At 71.5% G+C, this 21,185-nt stretch carries 17 protein-coding genes and 1 tRNA gene; 10 read left to right on the top strand and 8 right to left on the bottom strand.

What is annotated here, in order from left to right:
* Positions 1 to 66 precede the first annotated feature (66 nt).
* The 5 genes from ACWD1Z_RS15080 to ACWD1Z_RS15060 form a co-directional block, all read right to left on the bottom strand.
* Positions 67 to 1,542, bottom strand: a complete 1,476-nt coding sequence (locus tag ACWD1Z_RS15080) for a peptidoglycan D,D-transpeptidase FtsI family protein (protein ID WP_451118803.1) — start codon at positions 1,540 to 1,542, stop codon at positions 67 to 69.
* Positions 1,539 to 2,978 (bottom strand): FtsW/RodA/SpoVE family cell cycle protein, encoded by a 1,440-nt coding sequence (locus ACWD1Z_RS15075; protein WP_451118801.1) that lies wholly within the window; start codon positions 2,976 to 2,978, stop codon positions 1,539 to 1,541. The genes ACWD1Z_RS15080 and ACWD1Z_RS15075 overlap by 4 nt, the downstream gene beginning before the upstream one ends.
* A 27-nt stretch (positions 2,979 to 3,005) precedes the next feature.
* On the bottom strand, positions 3,006 to 4,559 hold the full coding sequence (locus ACWD1Z_RS15070) for a Stp1/IreP family PP2C-type Ser/Thr phosphatase (protein WP_451118799.1): 1,554 nt from the start codon (positions 4,557 to 4,559) through the stop codon (positions 3,006 to 3,008).
* A gap of 128 nt (positions 4,560 to 4,687) precedes the next feature.
* On the bottom strand, positions 4,688 to 5,203 hold the full coding sequence (locus ACWD1Z_RS15065) for an FHA domain-containing protein FhaB/FipA (protein ID WP_250073558.1): 516 nt from the start codon (positions 5,201 to 5,203) through the stop codon (positions 4,688 to 4,690).
* 10 nt (positions 5,204 to 5,213) lie between these two features.
* On the bottom strand, positions 5,214 to 6,074 hold the full coding sequence (locus ACWD1Z_RS15060) for an FhaA domain-containing protein (RefSeq protein ID WP_451118797.1): 861 nt from the start codon (positions 6,072 to 6,074) through the stop codon (positions 5,214 to 5,216).
* 446 nt (positions 6,075 to 6,520) lie between these two features.
* Here ACWD1Z_RS15060 and ACWD1Z_RS15055 point away from each other — a divergent pair.
* Positions 6,521 to 6,607 (top strand) — tRNA-Leu (locus tag ACWD1Z_RS15055).
* An 81-nt stretch (positions 6,608 to 6,688) separates the two neighbouring features.
* On the opposite strand, the gene ACWD1Z_RS15050 is transcribed toward ACWD1Z_RS15055, so the two are convergent.
* Together ACWD1Z_RS15050 and ACWD1Z_RS15045 are read right to left on the bottom strand one after the other, a co-directional pair.
* Positions 6,689 to 7,909 carry a beta-ketoacyl-[acyl-carrier-protein] synthase family protein gene (locus tag ACWD1Z_RS15050; RefSeq protein WP_451118795.1) on the bottom strand — a complete coding sequence of 407 codons (1,221 nt, stop codon included), beginning with the start codon at positions 7,907 to 7,909 and terminating at the stop codon, positions 6,689 to 6,691.
* 307 nt (positions 7,910 to 8,216) lie between these two features.
* The gene (locus tag ACWD1Z_RS15045; protein ID WP_451118793.1) at positions 8,217 to 9,203 is read right to left on the bottom strand and encodes an NAD-dependent epimerase/dehydratase family protein; all 987 of its coding nucleotides are present in this window, start codon (positions 9,201 to 9,203) and stop codon (positions 8,217 to 8,219) included.
* Positions 9,204 to 9,383: 180 nt separating this feature from the next.
* On the opposite strand from ACWD1Z_RS15045, the gene ACWD1Z_RS15040 reads away from it, so the two are divergent.
* Positions 9,384 to 10,148, top strand: coding sequence for an SDR family NAD(P)-dependent oxidoreductase (locus ACWD1Z_RS15040; RefSeq protein ID WP_451118791.1), 765 nt, complete (start codon positions 9,384 to 9,386; stop codon positions 10,146 to 10,148).
* Positions 10,149 to 10,681: 533 nt separating this feature from the next.
* Here ACWD1Z_RS15040 and ACWD1Z_RS15035 read toward each other — a convergent pair.
* Positions 10,682 to 11,683: a ScbA/BarX family gamma-butyrolactone biosynthesis protein gene (locus ACWD1Z_RS15035; RefSeq protein ID WP_451118789.1), complete on the bottom strand. Its 1,002-nt coding sequence runs from the start codon at positions 11,681 to 11,683 to the stop codon at positions 10,682 to 10,684.
* Positions 11,684 to 11,843: 160 nt separating this feature from the next.
* Here ACWD1Z_RS15035 and ACWD1Z_RS15030 point away from each other — a divergent pair, with 160 nt between their 5' ends.
* The 8 genes from ACWD1Z_RS15030 (at position 11,844) to ACWD1Z_RS14995 (ending at position 21,162) form a co-directional block, all read left to right on the top strand.
* Positions 11,844 to 12,509: a ScbR family autoregulator-binding transcription factor gene (locus tag ACWD1Z_RS15030; protein ID WP_451118788.1), complete on the top strand. Its 666-nt coding sequence runs from the start codon at positions 11,844 to 11,846 to the stop codon at positions 12,507 to 12,509.
* 48 nt (positions 12,510 to 12,557) lie between these two features.
* On the top strand, positions 12,558 to 12,884 hold the full coding sequence (locus ACWD1Z_RS15025) for a LysR family transcriptional regulator (RefSeq protein WP_451118786.1): 327 nt from the start codon (positions 12,558 to 12,560) through the stop codon (positions 12,882 to 12,884).
* A 549-nt stretch (positions 12,885 to 13,433) separates the two neighbouring features.
* Positions 13,434 to 14,822 carry a class II 3-deoxy-7-phosphoheptulonate synthase gene (locus ACWD1Z_RS15020; protein WP_451118784.1) on the top strand — a complete coding sequence of 463 codons (1,389 nt, stop codon included), beginning with the start codon at positions 13,434 to 13,436 and terminating at the stop codon, positions 14,820 to 14,822.
* 175 nt (positions 14,823 to 14,997) lie between these two features.
* On the top strand, positions 14,998 to 16,005 hold the full coding sequence (locus tag ACWD1Z_RS15015; protein ID WP_451118783.1) for a helix-turn-helix domain-containing protein: 1,008 nt from the start codon (positions 14,998 to 15,000) through the stop codon (positions 16,003 to 16,005).
* Positions 16,002 to 16,208, top strand: coding sequence for a hypothetical protein (locus ACWD1Z_RS15010; RefSeq protein WP_451118781.1), 207 nt, complete (start codon positions 16,002 to 16,004; stop codon positions 16,206 to 16,208). The genes ACWD1Z_RS15015 and ACWD1Z_RS15010 overlap by 4 nt, the downstream gene beginning before the upstream one ends.
* On the top strand, positions 16,205 to 18,751 hold the full coding sequence (locus tag ACWD1Z_RS15005; RefSeq protein ID WP_451118779.1) for a BTAD domain-containing putative transcriptional regulator: 2,547 nt from the start codon (positions 16,205 to 16,207) through the stop codon (positions 18,749 to 18,751). The genes ACWD1Z_RS15010 and ACWD1Z_RS15005 overlap by 4 nt, the downstream gene beginning before the upstream one ends.
* A gap of 200 nt (positions 18,752 to 18,951) precedes the next feature.
* On the top strand, positions 18,952 to 19,845 hold the full coding sequence (locus tag ACWD1Z_RS15000) for an alpha/beta fold hydrolase (protein WP_451118777.1): 894 nt from the start codon (positions 18,952 to 18,954) through the stop codon (positions 19,843 to 19,845).
* 171 nt (positions 19,846 to 20,016) lie between these two features.
* A complete protein-coding gene (locus ACWD1Z_RS14995; protein WP_451118775.1) occupies positions 20,017 to 21,162 on the top strand; it encodes an SDR family oxidoreductase in 1,146 nt (381 codons plus the stop codon).
* Positions 21,163 to 21,185 lie beyond the last annotated feature (23 nt).

Here is a 21,185-nt window from a genome sequence, read left to right as displayed (position 1 = left end):
AAGCCCGTCACCCGATACAGGACCGGTATCGCAACGTGCACCGATGTGAAGGCAACGTGAGCGGGGTCACTTCTTGCTGTCGATGACTGCCTTCATCACGTCCCTTGCGATCGGGCCGGCCAGACCGCCGCCGCTGATGTCGTCACGGTTGGCGGCACCGTCCTCCACGACCACGGCGACCGCCACCGGGGAGCTGCCGTCGGACAGCTTGGCGTAGGAGATGAACCAGGCGTACGGCTTCTCGCTGTTGTTCAGGCCGTGCTGGGCGGTACCGGTCTTGCCGCCGACCGTGGCGCCGTCGATCCGCGCGCTGGAGCCGGTGCCCTGCGGGTCGTTGACCACGGCCTCCATCATTTCCTGGAGCTTCTGCGCGGTGTCGGCGGAGACGGCCTGGGACAGCTCCTCCGGCTCGTTGGTCGCGATGGTGTCGAGGTTCGCGGCCTTGAGCTGGTCGACCATGTACGGCTTCATCAGCTTGCCGTCGTTGGCGACGGCCGAGGCGACCATGGCCATCTGGAGCGGGGTGGCCCGGTTGGAGGCCTGGCCGATGCCGTCCATGGCGTTCTGCGGCGGGTTGTCCTCGGGGTAGATGCTCTCCGCGGCACGGACCGGGGTGTCCAGCTCCGGGTCGTTGAAGCCGAACTTCTCCGCCTGCTCGATCATCTTCTCGTTGCCGACGTTGTCGGCCATCTTCGCGAAGACGGTGTTGCAGGACACCATGAGCGCGTACTTCAGGGTGGCGTTCTTGCACTCACCGTGCTGGTTGGTGAGCGGGTCCCCGGTGGTCTGCGGCAGCTGGTACGGGTCCGGCGTCTTGGTGGCCTCGTCGATCCCGGAGACCTCGCCGTTCTCCAGGGCCGCGGCCGCGGTGACCACCTTGAAGGTGGACCCCGGCGGGTAGACCTCGCGCAGCGCCCGGTTCAGCATCGGGTCGTCGGGGTTGTTCTTCTTCTGTACGGCGTTCCAGGCCTCGGCGTCCTTGTCGGAGTTCCCGGCGAACTTCGAGGGGTCGTACGACGGGGTGGAGACCAGCGCCAGTATCTTGCCGGTGGCCGGGTCGATCGCGGCGACGGCGCCCTTCTTGGAGCCGAGCCCTTCGTAGGCGGCCTTCTGCGCGGCGGCGTTGAGGGTGAGCTCGACGCTGCCGCCCTCCCGCTGCTTGCCCGTCAGCATGTCCAGGGTGTTGCGGAAGAAGAGCCGGTCGTCGGTGCCGGTGAGGATGCCGTCCTCCAGCTTCTCCAGCTGGTTGGCGCCGAACGCCTGCGAGGAGTAGCCGGTGACCGGCGCCCACATGGCCCCGTCGGTCCAGGTGCGCTTGTACTTGTAGTCGCCGCTCTTTGACTCCACCGAGCCGGTGATGGCCTTGCCGTCGACGATCATGTTGCCACGCGGCGTGGCGTAGCGCTCGATGTTGACCCGGCGGTTCTCGGGGTCGTCCGCCAGGTCGTCGGCCTTGACGTACTGCAGGTAGTTGTTGCGGATGAGCAAGGTGAGGATCAGCAGTCCGCAGAAGATCGCGATCCGGCGCAGGGGCTTGTTCATGACGGGCGCACCACCTGGGTCATCTCGGCGTCGGGGTTGGGGGCGGGGGCGGGCGCCGGGCGGCGCGCGGTGTCGCTGATCCGCAACAGGATGCCGATCAAAGCCCAGTTGGCGATGACGGAGGAGCCTCCGGACGCCAGGAACGGCATCGTCATGCCGGTCAGCGGGATCAGGCCCATGACGCCGCCGGCCACGACGAACACCTGCAGCGCGAAGGCGCCGGACAGGCCGATGGCGAGCAGCTTGCCGAACGGGTCGCGGGCGGCGAGCGCGGTGCGCACACCCCGTTCCACGATCAGGGCGTAGATCAGCAGGATCGCCATCACACCGGCCAGGCCGAGCTCCTCGCCGAAGGTGGCGAGGATGAAGTCGGAGTTGGCGGCGAAGCGGATCAGCTCGGAGTGGCCCTGGCCCCAGCCGGTGCCGAGCGTGCCGCCGGAGCCGAACGCCCACAGCGCCTGCATGGCCTGCTCGGAGTGGCCGCTGACGCCCTGGCGGGAGAGCGTGTACTCGCGCATCGGGTCGAGCCAGGCGTCGACGCGCTGCTGGATGTGCGGCTCGAAGGAGGCCACGCCGACGGCGCCCACCGCGGACATCAGCAGACCGAAGACGATCCAGCTGGTCCGCTCGGTGGCGACGTACAGCATGATGACGAACATCCCGAAGAACAGCAGGGACGTACCGAGGTCGGTCTCGAAGACCAGGATGAGGATCGAGATCGCCCAGACGACGATGATCGGACCGAGGTCGCGTCCGCGCGGCAGGTACAGCCCCATGAAGCGGCGGCTGGCGAGGGCCAGTGCGTCCCGCTTGACCATCAGGTAGCCGGCGAAGAAGACCGCCAGGACGATCTTCGCGAACTCACCGGGCTGGATGGAGAATCCGGCGATCGAGATCCAGATCTTGGCGCCGTAGAGGTCCTTGCCGAGCCCGGGCACCAGCGGAAGCAGCAGCAGGAACAGCGCGCCGACCATGGAGATGTAGGTGTAACGCTGCAGGACGCGGTGGTCCTTGAGGAAGATCAGGACGACGACGAACAGCGCGATGCCCATCGCCGTGTACAGCAGCTGCCGCGGCGCGGCCGACCCGGCCTGGCCGATCGACTGGAGCAGCTCGGACTGGTCGAGCCGCCAGATGGCGACGAGCCCGAGTCCGTTCAGCAGCGTCGCCAGGGGCAGCAGCAGCGGATCGGCGTACGGGGCGAACTTCCGCACGACGACATGCCCGATGCCGGCCAGCAGGCCGAGGCCGAGGCCGTACGACAGCAGACCGGCCGGGACCGTTTCGTCGATCGCGAGCCCCACGTTGGCATAGGCGAAAACCGGAATGACGACGGCGAACACCAGCAGCGCGAGCTCGGTGTTGCGTCGGCTCGGTGCGCCGATGGAGCCGATCGTGGACGTGTGATGCGTCGAGGTGTTGGGCGTACTGCTCATCGTGTGACGGGGCCTCTCACGGCTTGCCTACTGCGTACCGCACTTCGAGACGACCTTCTGCTCTTCCTCCGAGAGGGTGGGGCCGGGAGTGGGAGTAGGGGCGGTCGTGGACGGGGACGGGGAGTTCGACGGGGAACCCGAGGGCTTGTCCGACGGCGTGGGTGTCGGTGACGCCTTGGACGTGAGGGAGGTACGCGTGGTTCCCGTGGTGCCGCCGGCCTCGCCCTCGCCGGTCCGGGAGTTCCGCTCGCGCTCGGCCGCCTGCCGCTCGGACTGCTTCTTGCACGCGGAGGCCTGCAGGGCCAGCTCGTCGATCTTCTTCTGGGCGTCGCCGAGCCCGCCCTCGGGGATCGTCGCCTCGACGAGCTCCTGCTGGTACGGCGGGAGGTACTTGAGTTCGATCTCGGGGTGGTCCTTCTCCACCTCCGACAGCGAGACCCAGGCGAGGTCCTGGCTGATGCCCCGGTACAGGGCGACGTGCTCGCCGTTGGCGCCGACGTAGTACTGGGTCTGCGTCCAGCGCCAGCCGCCGTACAGACCGCCGCCGACGACGGCCAGCGCGAGCACCGAGTAGAAGGATCTCTTCAGCCACTTGCGGCCCTTGCGGGGCTTGACGAAGTCGTCGTCGCCGTAGTCGCCGAAGCCGGCCGTGGAGATGTAGCCGGTGGTGTCGCCGGAGCCGGGCGGACCGAACTCGCCGCCCCCGCCGCCCTGTCCGGGCACCTGGCGGCCGAGCCCGGAGGCACGGCCCGCGGGGGTCTGCATGATGCCGTTGTCGTGCAGCTGGTGCTGGTTCTCGGCGACGGCGCCGACCACGACGGGCTGGTCGGAGATCTGCCCGGCGAGGGTGTCCCCGGTGTCCAGGTCGAGGACGTCCGCGACGATCACGGTGATGTTGTCGGGGCCGCCGCCGCGCAGCGCGAGCTGGATGAGCTCCTGCACGGTCTCCTGGGGGCCCTGGTAGCTGGCGAGGGTGTCCTCCAGGGTCTGGTGGGACACCACGCCGGAGAGGCCGTCGGAGCAGATCAGATAGCGGTCGCCGGCCCGGACCTCGCGGATCGACAGATCCGGCTCGACATGGTCGCCGCTGCCCAACGCCCGCATCAGCAGGGAGCGTTGGGGGTGGGTGGTGGCTTCCTCCTCGGTGATCCGGCCCTCGTCGACGAGCCGCTGCACCCAGGTGTGGTCCTGTGTGATCTGGGTGAGCACACCGTCGCGCAGCAGATACGCGCGCGAGTCGCCGACGTGCACCAGGCCCAGGCGCTGCCCGGTCCACAGCAGGGCGGTGAGCGTGGTGCCCATGCCCTCCAGCTGAGGGTCGTCCTCGACCATCGAGCGCAGCTGGTCGTTGGCGCGCTGCACTGCGGTGCCGAGCGAGGTGAGGATGTCGGAGCCGGGCACGTCGTCGTCGAGGGCGACGATGGTGGAGATGGCCTCGGAGGAGGCGACCTCGCCGGCCGCCGCGCCGCCCATGCCGTCGGCGATGGCGAGCAGCCGGGGACCGGCGTATCCGGAGTCCTCGTTGCCCTCCCGGATCATGCCTTTGTGCGATCCGGCGGCGAAGCGCAGTGACAGACTCATGCGCACCTCGCCCGTCGGCTCCGGGTACATCCGCACGGTGCCCACCCTCCGGTCGGGAGCGCGCCGGGGCCCGTCGTGGGGGCCTCCGCTGCGTGCTCGCTCCGCTCGCGCCTATTCATGATGCAGCACTACTTCCGCAGCTCGATGACGGTCTTGCCGATGCGGATCGGCGCGCCCAGCGGAATCGGGGTCGGGGTCGTCAGCCGCGATCGGTCGAGGTACGTGCCATTGGTGGAGCCCAGGTCCTCGACGATCCAGTTGCCGTCGCGGTCCGGGTAGATCCTGGCATGCCGGCTCGAGGCGTAGTCGTCGTCCAGCACGATCGTGCTGTCGTGCGCCCGGCCCAGCGTGATGGTCTGGCCCTGGAGCGCGACCGTGGTGCCGGTGAGGGTGCCCTCGGAGACCACGAGTTTGGTGGGGGCGTTACGGCGCTGACGGCCGCCGCCGCCCGTCTGCTGGCGCTGCTGCGGTGGCGCCGCCTGGCGCGCCTGCTGCTGCTGGCGTCCGGCCTCCCGGCGCGACCCGCGCTGGGTGACGCGCGTACCGAACAGGTCGCTGCGGATGACCTGCACGGCCACGATCACGAACAGCCACAGGACGGCCAGGAAACCCAGCCGCATGACCGTGAGGGTCAGCTCTGACATTGCCCCCGCTTCACCCTTCGGCTTGCCTATAGAGAATGGTGGTGTTGCCCACGACGATCCGCGAGCCGTCGCGGAGCGTAGCGCGGGTGGTGTGCTGTCCGTCCACCACGATGCCGTTGGTGGACCCGAGATCCTGGATCGTCGAGGGCGTTCCGGTCCGGATCTCACAGTGCCGGCGGGAGACGCCGGGGTCGTCGATCCGCACGTCGGCCTCGGTGCTGCGGCCCAGCACGAGCGTCGCGCGGGAGATCTGATGGCGGGTGCCGTTGATCTCGATCCAGTAGCGGGTGCGGCCGGCGGCCGCGGGCGCCGCGGGACGCGGGCCGCCTGCGGGCTGGGGGTAGCCGTAGCCGCCGGGGCGGGCGCCGCCGGGGGGCGGCGCGCTCGGCATCGGCGGGGCTCCCGCGGGCGCGGCCGGAGCGGCGGCGGGCGGGTAGCCGTAGCCGCCGGGGCGTCCGGCCGGGGCGGCGGCGGGCTGGCCGCCCTGCTGGTCGGTGGAGCCGGCCAGGGTGCGGCTGCGCACGCGGTACAGGCCGGTGTCGAGGTCCTCGGCCTTCTCCAGGTGGACCTTGATGGGGCCCATGAAGCTGTAGCGCTGCTGCTTGGCGTAGTCGCGGACCATGCCGGCGAGCTCGTCGCCGAGCTGCCCGGAGTAGGGGCTCAGGCGCTCGAAGTCCGGTGCGCTGAGCTCCACGATGAAGTCATTGGGGACGACCGTGCGGTCGCGGTTCCAGATGGTCGCGTTGTTGTCGCACTCGCGCTGCAGGGCTCCCGCGATCTCCACGGGCTGGACCTCGGACTTGAACACCTTGGCGAACGTGCCGTTGACCAGACCTTCGAGACGCTGCTCGAACTTCTTCAGGACTCCCATGGGGCACCTCCTCCGTAGCTGCTCGTGTCCCGCGTCCCGCCCTGCGGGTACTGCCTTACCTGGTACTGCTTACTGATCGTATCCACGCGCCGGTGAATCGGCTGGTTCCCCCTGTCGGCCCGGTCGACGGGTGTCGACGCCTGACGAAGTTCCCTGTGGAGCTCGCCTTCGAACTCTTCTCGGGCGTACTCCTGCCAAGGATCGTAGAGGCGGCCGCAGACCAGTGTCCCGCACCTGGCTGTGGACCCGGACCGGCTGTGGGGCAGACGGGCCGGACCGGTACGAGGTTGATACGTGAACGGAGACGGCCTGAGACGCGTGCGGGGCCGCGCAGGGGGGCTGCTGCCCCGCAGAAGGGATGTGAACCCACCCGGTCCAGCGTGCTAATGTTCTCGATGTCGGAAGGCGCGGAACCGCAAGGGACAGGGCCTGAGGACACACCCAATGCGCGGGTGGCGGAATAGGCAGACGCGCTGGATTCAGGTTCCAGTGCCCGCAAGGGCGTGGGGGTTCAACTCCCCCCTCGCGCACCACCGGAAGAGCGGCATCGATCAGATGCCGCTCTTTCTTGTTGTCCGGTGACGGTCGCAGGCGTGCCGCCTGTGAGGAAGCTCTCAGGCGCGCTTCATGACCAGGCTGACGTTGTGGCCGCCGAAGCCGAAGGAGTTGGCGAGGGCGGCGTCCCAGGAGCCGGTGCGGTTCTCGCCGTGGACCACGTCGAGCCGGATCTCGGGGTCCTGCTCGTCGAGGTTGCGGACCGCCGGGACCACCCCGTGGTGCAGGGACAGCAGCGTGGACAGGGCGCCGAACGCACCGGAGGCGCCCAGCATGTGGCCCGTCATGGACTTGGTGGCGGTGACCGCGGCCCCGTCGCCGATCACCTTGTGCAGCGCCTCGGCCTCCGCGAGGTCCCCGCTCGGGGTGGAGGTGGCGTGCGCGTGGACGTGCCCGATGTCCCGCGCCTCGACGCCCGCGTCGGCCAGCGCCGTGCGCATCGCCTGGATCTGGCCCTCCGCGTCGGAGGCGGTGATGTGCTGGGCGCTGGACTGCACGGCCGCGCCCGCGAGCGCGCCGTAGACCCGGGCCCCGCGGGCCCGGGCGAACTCCGCGCGCTCCAGGACGACCAGGGCGGCGCCCTCGGCGATCACGAACCCGGAGCGGGCCGCGTCGAACGGGCGGGACACCGCCGCCGGGTCGCCGCCCCGCACGGACAGCGCCTTCATCTGGGCGAAGGCCGCGATCATGAACGGGTGCAGGGTGGCCTCGGTGCCGCCCGCGACGACGACATCGGCGCGGCCCGCCCGGATCAGGTCCAGGCCCAGCGCGAGGGACTCCGCGCCGGAGGCGCAGGCGCTGACGGGGGCGCGGGCGCCGGCCCGGGCGCCGAGTTCCATGGAGACCCAGGCGGCCGGGCCGTTGGGCATCAGCATCGGCACCGCGAACGGCGACAGCCGCCGCATGCCCGAGCTCTCGTAGAGGTCGTCCTGGCCCAGCGAGCTGAGGATGCCGCCGATGCCGGTGCCGACGACGACCGCGAGGCGCTCCGGCTCGACCCGCGGCACCCCCGCGTCCTGCCATGCCTCGCGGGCGGCGAGCACGGCCAGTTGCTCGCCCCGGTCCAGCTTGCGGGCCTGCGCCCGGCCGATCGCCTCGGTGAGATCGCCCTGCACGGTGCCGGCGATGCGCACGGGCAGCTCCCCGGGCCAGTCGGGGCCGAGGTCGCGGATGCCGGAACGCCCGGCCAGCAGGCCGTCCCAGGACGCGGCGGCGTTCGCGCCGAGCGGTGTCAGCGCACCGACACCTGTCACCAGTACGTCGTCACCGTGCGGGGCCATCTGAACTCTCCTCGGATCCGGCGGGGCCAATTCGTCGATACGTCCTGACACCATCGCCCGGCGGACCGCCGGACGGGCCCGCCGGACGCGAACGGGCCAGAGATCCTGCGTGAACGTGGCACCGGGTACGGGCACGTCGACCCGCCGTTCCGGCACCCCTGCCGGCGTGCGCGGATGTGCCACTGCGCGTGCGCGGCCGGGCGAGAAGACCGCGGCGCGGCGGCCTAGCGTGTCCTCGGTGCAGCGGCGCCCCCACCGGACCGGGGACAGTCCGGTGGGGTTCGCGGCCGTGTCACGGTTCCGGTCGTCACCTCGTGGAGAACAGCTCGCCGTCCGTACGGCGGGCCAGGAGCGACCGGTACCAGGTGGCACCGACGGCGAAGTCACGGGCGAAGTCACTCGTGGGCGCCATGTCGAGCAACTGCCACAGACGGGAGCTGTCGTACCAGTGGTCGACCGCGAGCAACGACAGACGCCGCCGGACCAGGCTGTCCCGGTCGGCGCCGGTCAGCGCGGCCGCCCGGGCGTAGGACACCTCGCCCTCGGGCGGCGGCAGCCGCAGCTCGCGGCAGACCGTCTCGATCAGGTCCCGCACCAGGACCGGCTCCGGCCGGGCCGCGTGCAGGACCGCACCGCGCGGCAGCTCGGGCCGCAGGGCCAGCGCGGCCACGACCCGGGCCAGATCGTGCACACCGATCACGGACGTGCGGGCACGTCCGCCGTCGATCCAGTGGGGGAAGGCGGTGAGGAAGTCCACCAGCGCCGGGACCACCCAGACGTCTCCGGGTCCGTGGACCAGATGCGGGCGCAGGACCAGGCCGCCGGCCGCGAGGACCCGCTGTTCCCCGGCCAGCCTGCTGACGCTGGTCGGCGAGGACGGGCCGAGCTCCGGCTCGCCCTCCCTGGCCCCGGTGTGCGGCTCGTCCCGGTAGACGGCCGTGGTGCCCAGCTGGACGATCCGCTCGACCCCCGCGCGGGCGGCCTCCGCCAGCAGGGCCTCGGTGCCCGCGTCGTTGACGGCCGCGCAGTCCGCGGGGCTGCCGCCGATCAGCGAGGCCAGATGGAGCACGGTGTCCACGCCGTCGCAGACACCGCGCAGCGAGCGCGGGTCGCGCAGCGAGCCGGGGCGCACCTCCACCCGGCCCGTGTCGTCGAGGGCTGGGGGGCGGTTGTGGACGAGTAGGCGCAGCTGCGGGGAGTCCAGCGCGGCAGGGCCGGTGGCGAGCAGGCCGGTGACGTGGGAGCCCACGAAGCCGGTGCCACCGGTGATCAGTATCCGTCGCGTGGGTGCCATGTGAAATGTCTTTCCGATCTCGTTTCGGGAAAAGGGATCAGGGCAGGCAGTGCGGCACGGAGGGGGGAAGAAAGCGGCGCGTGGGGTTGCCGTCGGTGCGTAAAAGAAAGCGTGCGGGAATTCGAGCCGGAATCGAGTACGGCGCGAATCGGGGACTCAGCAGACGGGTGAGGTGAGGCCATGCCGAACGGCGGACTTCTTGACGGAAAGCACGCGTTCATCACGGGCGCCAGCAGTGGCATCGGGGCGGCGGCGGCCCGGGTCTTCTGCCGGGAGGGTGCGTCGGTCACCCTGGCCGCCCGCCGGCGCGAACGGCTCGCCGCGCTCGTCGACGAGCTGTGTGCCGAGGGGTACGAGGCTCACTGCGTCGTCGTCGACGTAGCGAGGAACGACCAGGTGGCGGCCGGTGTGGCGGAGGCTCTGGAGAGATTCGGGAAGCTCGACGTGGCGTTCAACAACGCCGGGGTCGCGGCCGAGGGCACGCCCATGCACCTGATGAGCGACGAGGTCTACGACACCCTCATGGACACCAATGTCCGTGGCATGTGGAACTGCCTCCGTCATGAAATCACAGCGATGCTCGGCCGAGGTGGCGCCATTGTGAACACCAGTAGTACGGCGGGGCTGGTGGCGACTCCGGTGGCCGCGCCCTATATCGCCGCCAAGCATGCGGTCATCGGATTGACGAAGGCGGCCGCCGCTGAATATTCGGCGAGTGGAATTCGGATCAACGCCATTGTGCCCGGGGCGACCCACAGCGAAATGACGGACGCGTGGATGGCGAAGGTTCCCGGTGTGGCGGACGAACTCGCGCGGGCGGCGCTGCTGCCGCGGATCGCGGGGCCGGAGGAGATCGCCGAGGCGGCGGCCTGGCTGAGCAGCGACCGGGCCTCGTTCGTGGTCGGCGCGACGGTGCCGGTGGACGGCGGCTGGACGGTGCGGTGAGGAGGGTGGTGCCGGGCGGCGGTGGCCGGCGGGCGAGGGGTGCGGGGGGAGGGGCGGAGGGACCGCGGGGGCAGGTCGTGCCGTGCGGGCTCCGGCGGTGCGGGTCATGGGAGACGGGCTCCTGAACTGAGGCGGAACGAGGTGCGGTGCCCGGCCGGGGCCGGGGCCCCGCCCACCCGGGCCGCCGCGCACAACGGCGGTTCACGGGTCCGGGCGGGCGAGCGACGGCCCGTGGGCGGGCCGGGTCAGCTGACTGAGGGACGAAGGTCGAAGGGCGGTGCGGTGGATGGGCGGATGCCGGCGAGGTCACGCCGAGGAGGACCCGGCGCGCGAGGGCCGCGGGGGCCACACATGCCGGGGTACGGATGTGCGGCTGGGGCGGCGGGAGCGCCTGGGCGTCGGTAGCGGAGCGTCGCAAGGGCGGTGCCCGAGGGTGGGCCGTGCGGCCGGTGAGCATCCGGCGGGGTCCGGGAGGAGGTGCCGGCTCTGCGCGTACGGGATCCCGCGGACGGGCGGGAGCGGGCGGTGAACGCCTAGCGCGCGGAGGGCAGTTGCCGGAACAGGATCTCGAAGACCTGCTCGCCGTCCTGATGTCCGGTCACGGACAGGACGTATCCGCCGGCGCCGTCGTCCCGGAGGTCGGCGCGGACGGAGCAGGGGGAGTCGAACTCGACGTAGCGGGAGCAGAGGACCTCGCAGGACGACGGCCGGAAGGGGCGCTCGCCGAAGACGGCGTGCGCGGCCTGCTGGGCGGCGTCGAGGAGGACCATGGCGGGCATATGGTCGTTCGGGTGGTCGAACATCAACTCGTTGGTCACATCGGCCCGCAGCAGCCAGTGGCCGGGGGTGTCCCCGGGGGCCAGGGCCACGTCGCAGTCGTGGGTGCGTCCCACGGAGCGGGCGGGCACGGGTGCGGGCAGCGGGACGGCGAGCGCCGCGGTCCAGGCGGTGTCGGTACGGCCGCGGCGCAGCCGGCGGTAGACCTCGGCGGTCATGACGGAGCAGTCGCCGCCGCCGGTGCCGATGATCTCGCCGTCCACCCGGATGACCACCCGGGCCTGGAGCGAGGACGGCACGCCCCGGCGGTGCTTGAGGTCGTGGATGGAGACGTCCAGCTCGAGCCGGGCCGGCGCGCCGGGTGCGAGCAGCCGGCCCGGGTCCACGCGGTGGTGCGCGGACGACACCAGGAACTGGTGCCCGAGCGGTACGCCGAGGCCGTCGTGAGCGACCAGGATCACGGCCTGGCGGACGCTCTCGATGACCAGTGACGGCAGGAAGTTGCCCTCCTGGTCCGTGAAACGGCGGTGGTCCGCGGGCCACTGTGTGAAGACGGTGTAGTGACGGTCGTCGTGCTTGGTGATGCCGGTCGGCAGTACGTCCTTCCGGTACGTGCGATGCACGAGCCTGGTGTCGACCGACGCCGCGGACGGCGGGATGCACGGCCTGAGCGGTGCGGCCGGCCTGGCCGGAAACACCGTCTTCCTTATCCCCCCATGGCGGTGTCGGCCCCTGTGAATACCAATGTTGGTGGTCATTGCTCTTCCTTCTGGAACGAGAAGGTGCATGACGGGTGACTGGTTCCAACCCCGCCGGTAAGATACGCGCATGCGGGTATGTTTTTCAATGAGAGCCGGTGGTTCCGCATACGAGTCCCGCGTGTGTTCATCATCAACAACGACGAGGGAAGGGGGCCCAGTGGCGCAGCAGGATCGAGCCATCAGGACACGCCAGGCGATTCTGGAAGCGGCGGGCGAGGTCTTCGCGGAGTGCGGTTACTCCGCCGCGAGGATCTCGGACGTCTACCAGCGGTGCGGTGTGACGAAGGGGGCCTTCTACTTCCACTTCACCTCCAAGGCGGAGCTGGCGCAGGCGGTCCTGGACGAGCAGGTGGCGGAGCAGTTCCGGTACTTCGCGCCGCCGCAGGAGCCCGGGGCGCCGAAGCTCCAGGAGTGGGTGGACGTGACGCTGCTCGTGGCGCACCGGCTCACCTTCGACCGGATGCTCCAGGGCAGCATTCGCCTCGCGGTCGACCAGGGGCACGACGTGATCGACCGGAAGGTGCCCTACCGGGCCTGGATCGAGGTCAGCACCCGGCTGCTCGGGCAGGCCCAGCAGCTGGGGGAGCTGGTGCCGGGCATCGATGTGGGGGCGGTGTCCGACGCGGCGGTGGGCGCCTTCACCGGCGTGCAGCTGCTGTCGGAGATCATGACGAACCGGGCCGACGTGGAGGAGCGGATCGCCGTCCTCTACGACCTGATGGCCCGCTCGCTGGCCCGGCCCGAGGTGTACGCCCGGCTCGACATCACCGCCGAGCGCGGCAAGCGGCTGACCCGCGGGGCCGCGGTCCACAGCTCCGTCTGAGAGTGGTTCTGGGCGGCCCTGTGGAGGGCCGCCGGAGGGGAGCGGCACGTGCAGATCCAGCAGCTACGGGCATTTCATGAGGTGGCGGCCGAGTTGAGCGTGACCCGGGCGGCGCGCAACCTCAACTACGCGCAGTCCACGGTGACGGCGCAGATCCAGAACCTGGAGGAGTCCGTCGGGGCGGCGCTGTTCGACCGGAGCCATCGCCAACTGGCGCTGACCGAGGCGGGTCTGCGGCTGCTGCCGTACGCCCGGACCATCCTCGAAGCGGCGGAGGAGGGGCGGCGGGCGGTGGCCACGGACGCGGTGTGCACGGCCCCGGTGCGCCGGGCGGGTGTGCGCCAACGTGCCAGGAGCGGTGCGCGGGTTCGATAGCAAGGGCTTGCGCCGGTGGCGCGGCAGGCGCGAGGCAGTGGGCAGGTGCGGCGGCTCTGGTGGTCCGGGGCCGCCCTTTGGTCTTCCCGGCTTCCGGAAGAAGTAATTCCGAATTTCCGCTTCCGCATTCATGCTTGGCCGAAAGAAGTCCCTCGGATTCCCCTTTCTTGATCCCCTCGCTCGGAATGATCTGTTCCGGCTCCCACGGAATATGAAATTCCGGCCTCCGCGTCCGCTCACGCGTGTTTCGGCAAGGGACGGTGCGCGGGGTGGCAACCACGGGGGCGGGGGCGTTCGTAGAGTCGGGGCATCGCGGTGAGTCCGGGGCCGTAGGCGGGCCGGATGTCGCTCGCCCCCCGAGTCGCGGCCCTCCCGCCGACCGGTGCCCTCCTCGTACCTCCCCCGGCGAGGAGTGTCCCGGCGGTGGGAGGGCCGCTCCGTACCCGAGGACCCGCGCCCGCAGGGCACCGCACCGGCCCTTCCCCGGACTCCCGAACCGGACTCCCGAACCGACACCCGTCCCCGGACAAGAGTGAGGCTCAGCCCGACATGAACGCTGATCAGCGCATCACGGATGTGGATTCCTGGCGCCTGCTTCCTGCCGCCCAGCAGCCCGACTGGCCCGACCCGGACGCCCTCAAGGGCGTACTCGAAGAGCTGACGTCCTACCCGCCGCTGGTGTTCGCCGGGGAGTGCGACCAACTGCGCGAGCGCATCGCCCGGGTGGCCCGGGGCGAGGCCTTCCTGCTCCAGGGCGGCGACTGCGCCGAGACCTTCGACGGGGTCACCGCCGACCAGGTCCGGGACAAGGTCAAGACGCTGCTGCAGATGGCCGCCGTCCTCACCTACGCCACCTCCGTGCCCGTGGTGAAGATCGGCAGGATCGCCGGCCAGTACTCCAAGCCGCGCTCCCGGCCGGTCGAGGTCCGCGGCGATCTCACGCTGCCCGTCTACCGCGGTGACGCCGTCAACGGCCAGGAGTTCACCGAGGAGGCCCGCCGGCCCGACCCGGAGCGCCTCAAGCGCATGTACCACGCCTCCGCCTCCACCCTGAACCTCATCCGCGCCTTCGTCACCGGCGGCTACGGCGACCTGCGCCAGGTCCACGAGTGGAACCGCGACTTCGTCAACAACTCCCCCATCGGCGCCCGTTACGAGGCCCTCGCCCGGGACATCGACCGCGCCCTGACCTTCCTCGCCGCCTGCGGTGCCGACCCCGGCGAGTTCCACCTCGCGGAGTTCTACTCCAGCCACGAGGCGCTGCTGCTCGACTACGAGGCCGCCCTGACCCGTACCGACTCGCGCACCGGGCACGCCTACGACGTCTCCGGGCACATGGTCTGGATCGGCGAGCGCACCCGCCAGCTCGACCACGCGCACGTGGCGTTCGCCGCCGCCGTCCGCAACCCCGTCGCCGTGAAGCTCGGTCCGTCGGCCTCGCGGGACGAGGTGCTCGCGCTCATCGACCGGCTCGACCCCGAACGGGAGCCGGGTCGGCTGTCGTTCATCGCGCGGATGGGCCGCGACAAGGTCCGGGACGTGCTGCCCTCGCTCGTCGAGGCGGCCGCCGAGGCCGAGGCGCCGATCGCCTGGATCTGCGACCCGATGCACGGCAACACCTTCTCGGCGGCCAGCGGTCACAAGACCCGCCGCTTCGACGACGTCCTGGACGAGGTGGCCGGCTTCTTCGAGGCGCACCGCGAGCTGGGCACCCACCCCGGCGGCATCCACATCGAGCTCACCGGCGACGACGTCACCGAGTGCGTGGGGGGCGGCCACCCGATCGGCCTGACGGATCTGCACCGGCGCTACCAGACCGCCTGCGACCCCCGCCTCAACCGCTACCAGGCGCTCGATCTCGCCTTCCAGGTGGCCGAGTTGTACGCCGACCGCGCCGTCCCGGCCGCCGCCCGCCCGCGGATCGCGCAGGCGGCCTGACCAGCACCTTCGAACCGAATACCGGACCGTGCGGCCGGACCGGAGACGGCCGGCCGCACCGGCGTGCCCTGTCCGAATCATCGAAACTCTCGATCGAAGTAGAAAACCCGCATGCGGGTATGTTTTTCTTGGGGTGCTTCATCGAGAGCTCCGACATCGGAACAGGGGGTACGCGATGCAACGTGTCAGTGAGGTGAAGCCCCGCCAGCTGCGCAGGTGCACGGCCGATCCGCCGCCCGCGGAACGCGGGGGCCTGCAGATCGTCAAGAGCCACGAGGAGATCCTCGAAGGGACCACGGCCCGCCACCGTTTCGGCGAGGTGACCGTCTCGCTCGTCCAGGGCGGCCCCCGCGAGCTGGTCCGGCCCGCCCGGCTGATCGGTGCCGGTGAGCGGTCGCGGCTGCGGATGTGCCGGCCGCTGCACGGCGAGGTCTGGGTGTTCCAGGACGGCCGCCACGGCGTCGTACGGCCGCCGCAGCTGATCTCCTTCGACACCGGGCGCCCGTTCAAGGTGATCATGCCGGACCAGTTCCGGATGGTCGACGTGATGGTGACCCACTCCCTGGTCGGGCTCACCGCCGCCGACACCCAGCGGCTCACCGCCCGCGCCTGGAGCGGCGACCAGGGTGCCGCCGCCCTGCTGAGCAGCCTGCTGGAGGGCCTGGACCGGCACGGCGAGGAGGTCGAGACGGCCGTCGACCTGCTCGGCGGCAGCGTCGCCGGGCTCACCGCGGTCCTGTTCGCCGAGCGGATGCGCGAACTCGCTCCCGACAGCGAGATCGCCCGCCAGGCGCTGATGCTCAGGATCCAGGCCCATGTCCGCGAGCACCTCGCGGAGCCGAGCCTGAGCCCCGTCGAGGTCGCCCGCCGGCACAACATCTCGCTGCGCTACCTGCAGAAGATCTTCCAGGAGTTCGGCGTCAGCCCGGCCCGCTGGATCCGCGACGAGCGGCTCGCCCGCTGCCGGTCGGAACTGGCCGACCCCGCCCTCGACCACCTGCCCGTCGCGCTGATCGGCGAGCGGGCCGGTCTGTACGGGGCGTCCCACTTCAGCCGGCTGTTCCGCGGCCGCTACGGGGTCACGCCCAGCGAGTTCCGCAAGGAGCGCCGCGCCCTGGCCCACCGGCTGGACGCCGACGCCGTGGACACCGACGCCGCCGCGAACTCCGGAGCCCGGCGATGAGCGCGCCCACCGGCGCCGCCCCGACGGCGCGCTACGGAACCGTCGAGCACTTCCTCGGCCTGCTGCTGCCCGGCGGCCTCGAACCGGAGTCGTCCTGCCCCGGCCGCCTGGTCTCGGCCCGCACGGTGACCCCCCAGAACACGGCACCGCACCCGGCCGCACGGGACCGGGGCAACGCCAAGGGCCGGAGGAGGACGCCATGACCGCCACCGTCACCGGCCTGCCCGAGCTGCGCATCAAGGTGCTCGGCCCGCTGGAGATCCACGTGGGCGGCGAGCGCCGCACCCTCACCGCGCCGATGGCACGGCGGGCCATGGCCGTCCTGCTGCTGGACGCCAACCATCTGGTCTCCACGCAGGCCCTCGTCGAGGAGCTGTGGGACGAGGAGCCGCCGCGGCTGGCCCGCAAGACCGTGCAGACGTACATCTACCAGCTCCGCCAGGCCCTCAAGGGCAGCACCGACGCCGCCGGGGAGCGCCTGGAGACCGGGCCGGGCGGCTACCGGCTGACGGCGCGGCCGGGGGAGCTGGACCTGTGGGAGTTCGAGCAGCGGGCCGGCCGGGCCCGCGCCGCGCTCGCCTCCGGAGCGGCCGAGGACGCCGCCCGGCTGCTGCGCGAGGGGCTCGCGCTGTGGCGCGGTGAGCCGTTCGCGGGCCTGGAGGCCGGTCCGCTGCTCACCGCGCGGATCGCGCAGATCGGCGAGGCCCGGCTGAGCGCCCTGGAACTGCGGATCGAGGCCGACCTCCAGCTCGGCCGCCACCAGGCGCTGGTGGCGGAGTTGCGCCGGCTCACCGTGGACCACCCGCTGGACGAGCGGTTCACCGCCCAGCTGATGATCGCCGCCCACCGGTCCGGGCAGCGCAGCACCGCCCTCGACGCCTATCTGCGGCTGCGCCACCGGCTCGTCGACGACCTGGGCATCGAGCCCTCCGAGCGGGTGCGCCAGCTCCAGCAGGACATACTGCGCGAGGTCCTGCCGCCCGCCGCCAAGCCCGAGAGGGCGGTCGTACGGCGTCCCGCGGCCCCGGCCCGCGTCACTCCGGCGGTGGACCAACTGCCGCTGGATACACCGGACTTCGTGGGGCGCGAGCGGGAACTGGCCCAGATCGGTGAGCCGTTCACCGCTCCGGGACCCAAGGTGATCACCCTGCTCGGCCCGGCCGGCGTGGGCAAGACCGCGCTCGCCGTACGGGCCGCCCGCGCGATGGCCGAACGGTTCCCCGACGGGCTGCTGTACGCCTCCCTGCACGACGCCGCCGACCGGCCGCGCTCCCCCGAGGCCGTCCTGCGGTCCCTGCTGGACGGGCTCGGCATCGGCCGGCCGCGGCAGCCCGAGGACACCGAAGGGCTCGCCGCGCTCTTCCGGGCCGCCGCCCGGGAACGGTCGCTGCTCGTGCTGCTCGACGACGCCGCGGCCACCGATCAGGTGCTCGCGCTGCTGCCCGGCGGCGACTCCTGCCTGACCCTGGTGACCTCCCGGGTCCGGCTGTCCGGACTGCCCGGCGCCCGGCGCCTGACGCTCGGGCCGCTCGGCGCCGAGGACGCGGCCGCGTTCTTCGAGCGGCTGGTCGGCGAGGAGCGCATCACCGGGCACCAGGCGGCGCTGCGGCACATGGTCACCCGGATGGGCAGGCATCCGCTGATGCTGCGTGCCGTGGGCGAGCTGTACGCGGCGCGGCCCATGTGGACGCTCAGCGACCTGGCCGCGGGACTCCTCGACGACGACCGCCTCGTCGCCGAGCTCCAGGACGAGGCGTGCGCGGCGCTCGCCCGCGCGGACAGCGCCCTGGCCCGGCTCGCGCCCTGGCTGCGCAGGTCGGTGTTCCTGCTCGCCGCGGCGGGGCCGGGGCCCTTCGGCACCGAGCAGGTCAAGGCGGTGCTCGAACTCGACACCTGGAGTGCCCAGTCGGTGGTGGGGCGGCTGCTGGACCGGCACGTCCTGGTCCTCGCCGACGACCGGCCGGGCGCCTCGGCGACCTTCCGGGTGCCGGAGATCGTCCGGTTCGGTGTCCTGGCGCACGCGGCCGGCGGGGTGGGTGGGCGGGAGGACTCGGCTTGGTCCGACGCCGGGGGGAGCGGTTCCGCCTGGTCCGACGTCGGGGGGAGCGGCTCCGCCTGGTCCGACGCCGGACAGGGGGACTCCGCCTGGTCCGACGTCGGACAGAGGGACTTCGCCCGGTCCGACGTCGGGAGCACTGACCCCGTCCGGTCCGATGCTGGGGGCGCTGAGTCTCCCCGGAACGACGCCGGGCGCATCAACTCCCTCTGGTCCGAGGTCGGCCGCGCCGACTCTCCCCGGTCCGACGTCGGCCGTACCGGCTCTTCCCGGAATGACGCTGGGCGCATCAACCCCATCTGCTCCGACGTCGGCCGCGCCGAGCCCGCCCGGTCCGACGTCGGCCGTACTGGCTCTTCTCGGAATGACGCTGGGCGCACCAACCCCGCCTGGTCCGACGCCGGGCGCGCCGACTCTCCCCGGAACGACGCTGGCCGTACCGACCCCGCCCGGTCCGAGACCCGCCGTACCGACCCCGCCTGGTCCGAGGCCCGCCGTACCGACCCCGTCGGGCCCGACGTCGATCGGCCCTACGGCGGCGGGCCCGACATCGATCGGCCCTACGGCGGCGGGCCCGACATCGATCGGCCCCACGGCGGCGGGGCCGTTCGTCGTGGGCCGCTTGCGGCGCGGTCGCACGGGCCGGTCCCCGGGCCGCCGCGGCGGCGTCCGGTGACCCCCGCCACATAACTCATTTCCAGCCTGTCCCGAACGCCCGCACCAGCGCCCCGCACAACCCCCGAAAAACGGCCCTGACCAGCACGTTTTCCCGCTCTTGGACACGCCTTGGGCGGGTGTTGAACGGGCCACCGGAGTCTGATCCCCGGCGACGGTCGCCCGTCCGGATCGCTCCCCGTCGCACGTCCGAACGAACCATCCAAGGAGACCCCATGACGGACCAGCAGTTCGGCCAGCTCGACGTCCGCTACCTCAACCACTCCGCGCTCGCCCTGCCCGGCGGCGGGGAGCTGTACTACGAGGACAGCGGCGAGGGCCCGGCGGTGACCCTGCTGAACAACTTCTACATCGTCAGCCCGATCTGGCGGAACTTCACCACCGAGCTGGCGAACGACTTCCGGCTCGTCCACTACGACCTGCGCAACCAGGGCGCCTCCAACCCGGGCCCGGAGCCGGTCACGTTCATGGACCACGTGGAGGACGTGCGCCGCCTGCTGGACCACCTCGGCATCGAGAAGACCTACCTGGTCGGCACGTCCATATCCACCCTCATCGCCCGGGAGTTCGCGCTCAAGTACCCCGAGCGCGTGGCCGGCCTGGTCCTGGTGGGCCCGGCGTTCTCCCCCAACGGCACCCTGCGCCGCAAGCTGGTCAGCCGCTCCTGGCTGGCGAGCCTGGAGTCCGGCGGCACCCAGCAGCTCTTCGGCCACCTCTACCCGCTGGTCTTCCCGGACCAGATGATCCACGAGGGCGGCACCGCGGCCTACCTGGCGCTCAAGGACAACTTCCTGTCCCTGCTCTCCGTCGGCTCCATCCGCGAAAACCTGCTCGCCTCCCTGGACATCGAGGACGACCCCGAGGAACTGGCCCGCCTCGCCGCCCCGACGCTGATCATCAACGGCGACGGCGACTTCGCCTGGAGCGCTTCTGTCATCGAGGACGCGCTCAACCGCATCCCGGACAGCCGCGCCGTCACCCTCAAGCACGCGGGCCACGTCCCGTTCTTCGACGACCCGCAGGGCTTCCAGACGGCCGTCTCCGAGTTCGTACACGAGCTGGAGGCGCGCCACGCGTCCGAGACCGCCACCGCGGCCACCGGCGCGTAGCCGGACGGGCGACCCGGGGGACGGCCGGGGCCCGGTGATCCCGGACCCGCCGGCCCCCCTCCGCGCCGCCCGCCCGCACCCCCCGAACCCCGCCCCCCGAACCCCGATCCGCTGCACCACCGCAGCACCACAACGACGCACACCACGTCCCGACGCTGGAGACAAGCACTCATGACAACACGTCTGTTGACCGGGGCCACCGGCTTCGTCGGCGGAGCCGTGGTCCTCGAACTCCTCGACAAGACCGACGACCCCGTCATCGCACTGGTCCGCGGCAAGGACGACGCCGAGGCGACGCAGCGCCTGCACGACACCCTCTCCGCGATGGCGGACGGCTACGGCCGCTCCGACCTGCACCCGGAGATCCTGCGCCGGACCGTCGCCGTGCACGGCGACATGACCGTGGACGGCTGCGGAGCCGACCTGACCGCGGTGCCGCCGGTCGACGAGGTCTGGCACTGCGCCGCCTCGCTGCGCTACGAGGAGGAGTACCGCGCCGAGATCGAGGCGCAGAACGTCCAGGGCACCGCCAACGTCCTGGAACTCGCCCGCAAGGTCGGCGCGCGCACCTTCAACTACGTCTCCACCGCCTACGTGGCGGGCTCGCGCACCGACCTGATCACCGAGGGCCCGGTGACCGACCCGTCGGTGGCCAACAACTGCTACGAGCAGACCAAGATGCGGGCCGAGGCCCTCGTCGAGGAGGCCGCCGGCGACCTGCGGATCCGCATCCTGCGGCCCACCGTCGTCATCGGCCACAGCGTCACCCGGCACGGGCTGAACTGGTCGGGCCTGTACGGCTTCGCCCGTCAGGTGCTGGTCTTCAAGAAGACCGCCTCCCGCAAGCTCGGCACCTTCCTCTCGCACGCCCGGGTCCGGCTGCTCGCCGACCCCGAGACCGTGGTCAACCTCGTCCCGGTCGACATCGTCGCCCGCAACGCCGTGGCCATCTCCCTGTCGGACTCGCCGGAGACGTACTTCCACCTCGGCAACTCCGAGGGTCCCAAGGTCCGCGACATGGTCACCCAGATCTTCGAGCTGCTCGGCCTGCGCGAACCGCATTGGGTGGACGACCGCGACGGCTTCACCGCGATCGACGAGGCCCTCGACGGCGGCATGAACTTCTACCGCTCCTACCTGCGCTACAACAAGCGCTTCGATCTCACCAACACCGCCGCCGTCTGCGGCCCCGACGCCTCCTACGCGCCCACCGGCGAGCAGGAGCTGGCCGAGTACCTCCTCTACTACCTGCGCACCCTGCGCGGCTTCGAGGAGAACAGCGGCAACGACCGCATCGTCCACCCCGTAGCGGCCTGACCCGTCCGTCGACGACGAAACCC

It is taken from the genome of Streptomyces sp. NPDC002784 (genome assembly GCF_053592135.1).
Note: the sequence above shows the minus strand (reverse complement) of the source record. Positions and strands in the feature narration are given on the sequence as shown.

Excerpts from the sequence above, each read along its gene's own strand:
- ACWD1Z_RS15080 (WP_451118803.1), bottom strand. The coding sequence starts at position 1,542 with ATGAACAAGCCCCTGCGCCGGATCGCGATCTTCTGCGGACTGCTGATC.
- ACWD1Z_RS15075 (WP_451118801.1), bottom strand. The coding sequence starts at position 2,978 with ATGAGCAGTACGCCCAACACCTCGACGCATCACACGTCCACGATCGGC.
- ACWD1Z_RS15070 (WP_451118799.1), bottom strand. The coding sequence starts at position 4,559 with ATGAGTCTGTCACTGCGCTTCGCCGCCGGATCGCACAAAGGCATGATC.
- ACWD1Z_RS15065 (WP_250073558.1), bottom strand. The coding sequence starts at position 5,203 with ATGTCAGAGCTGACCCTCACGGTCATGCGGCTGGGTTTCCTGGCCGTC.
- ACWD1Z_RS15060 (WP_451118797.1), bottom strand. The coding sequence starts at position 6,074 with ATGGGAGTCCTGAAGAAGTTCGAGCAGCGTCTCGAAGGTCTGGTCAAC.
- ACWD1Z_RS15050 (WP_451118795.1), bottom strand. The coding sequence starts at position 7,909 with ATGGCCCCGCACGGTGACGACGTACTGGTGACAGGTGTCGGTGCGCTG.
- ACWD1Z_RS15045 (WP_451118793.1), bottom strand. The coding sequence starts at position 9,203 with ATGGCACCCACGCGACGGATACTGATCACCGGTGGCACCGGCTTCGTG.
- ACWD1Z_RS15040 (WP_451118791.1), top strand. The coding sequence starts at position 9,384 with ATGCCGAACGGCGGACTTCTTGACGGAAAGCACGCGTTCATCACGGGC.
- ACWD1Z_RS15035 (WP_451118789.1), bottom strand. The coding sequence starts at position 11,683 with ATGACCACCAACATTGGTATTCACAGGGGCCGACACCGCCATGGGGGG.
- ACWD1Z_RS15020 (WP_451118784.1), top strand. The coding sequence starts at position 13,434 with ATGAACGCTGATCAGCGCATCACGGATGTGGATTCCTGGCGCCTGCTT.
- ACWD1Z_RS15015 (WP_451118783.1), top strand. The coding sequence starts at position 14,998 with ATGCAACGTGTCAGTGAGGTGAAGCCCCGCCAGCTGCGCAGGTGCACG.
- ACWD1Z_RS15010 (WP_451118781.1), top strand. The coding sequence starts at position 16,002 with ATGAGCGCGCCCACCGGCGCCGCCCCGACGGCGCGCTACGGAACCGTC.
- ACWD1Z_RS15005 (WP_451118779.1), top strand. The coding sequence starts at position 16,205 with ATGACCGCCACCGTCACCGGCCTGCCCGAGCTGCGCATCAAGGTGCTC.
- ACWD1Z_RS15000 (WP_451118777.1), top strand. The coding sequence starts at position 18,952 with ATGACGGACCAGCAGTTCGGCCAGCTCGACGTCCGCTACCTCAACCAC.
- ACWD1Z_RS14995 (WP_451118775.1), top strand. The coding sequence starts at position 20,017 with ATGACAACACGTCTGTTGACCGGGGCCACCGGCTTCGTCGGCGGAGCC.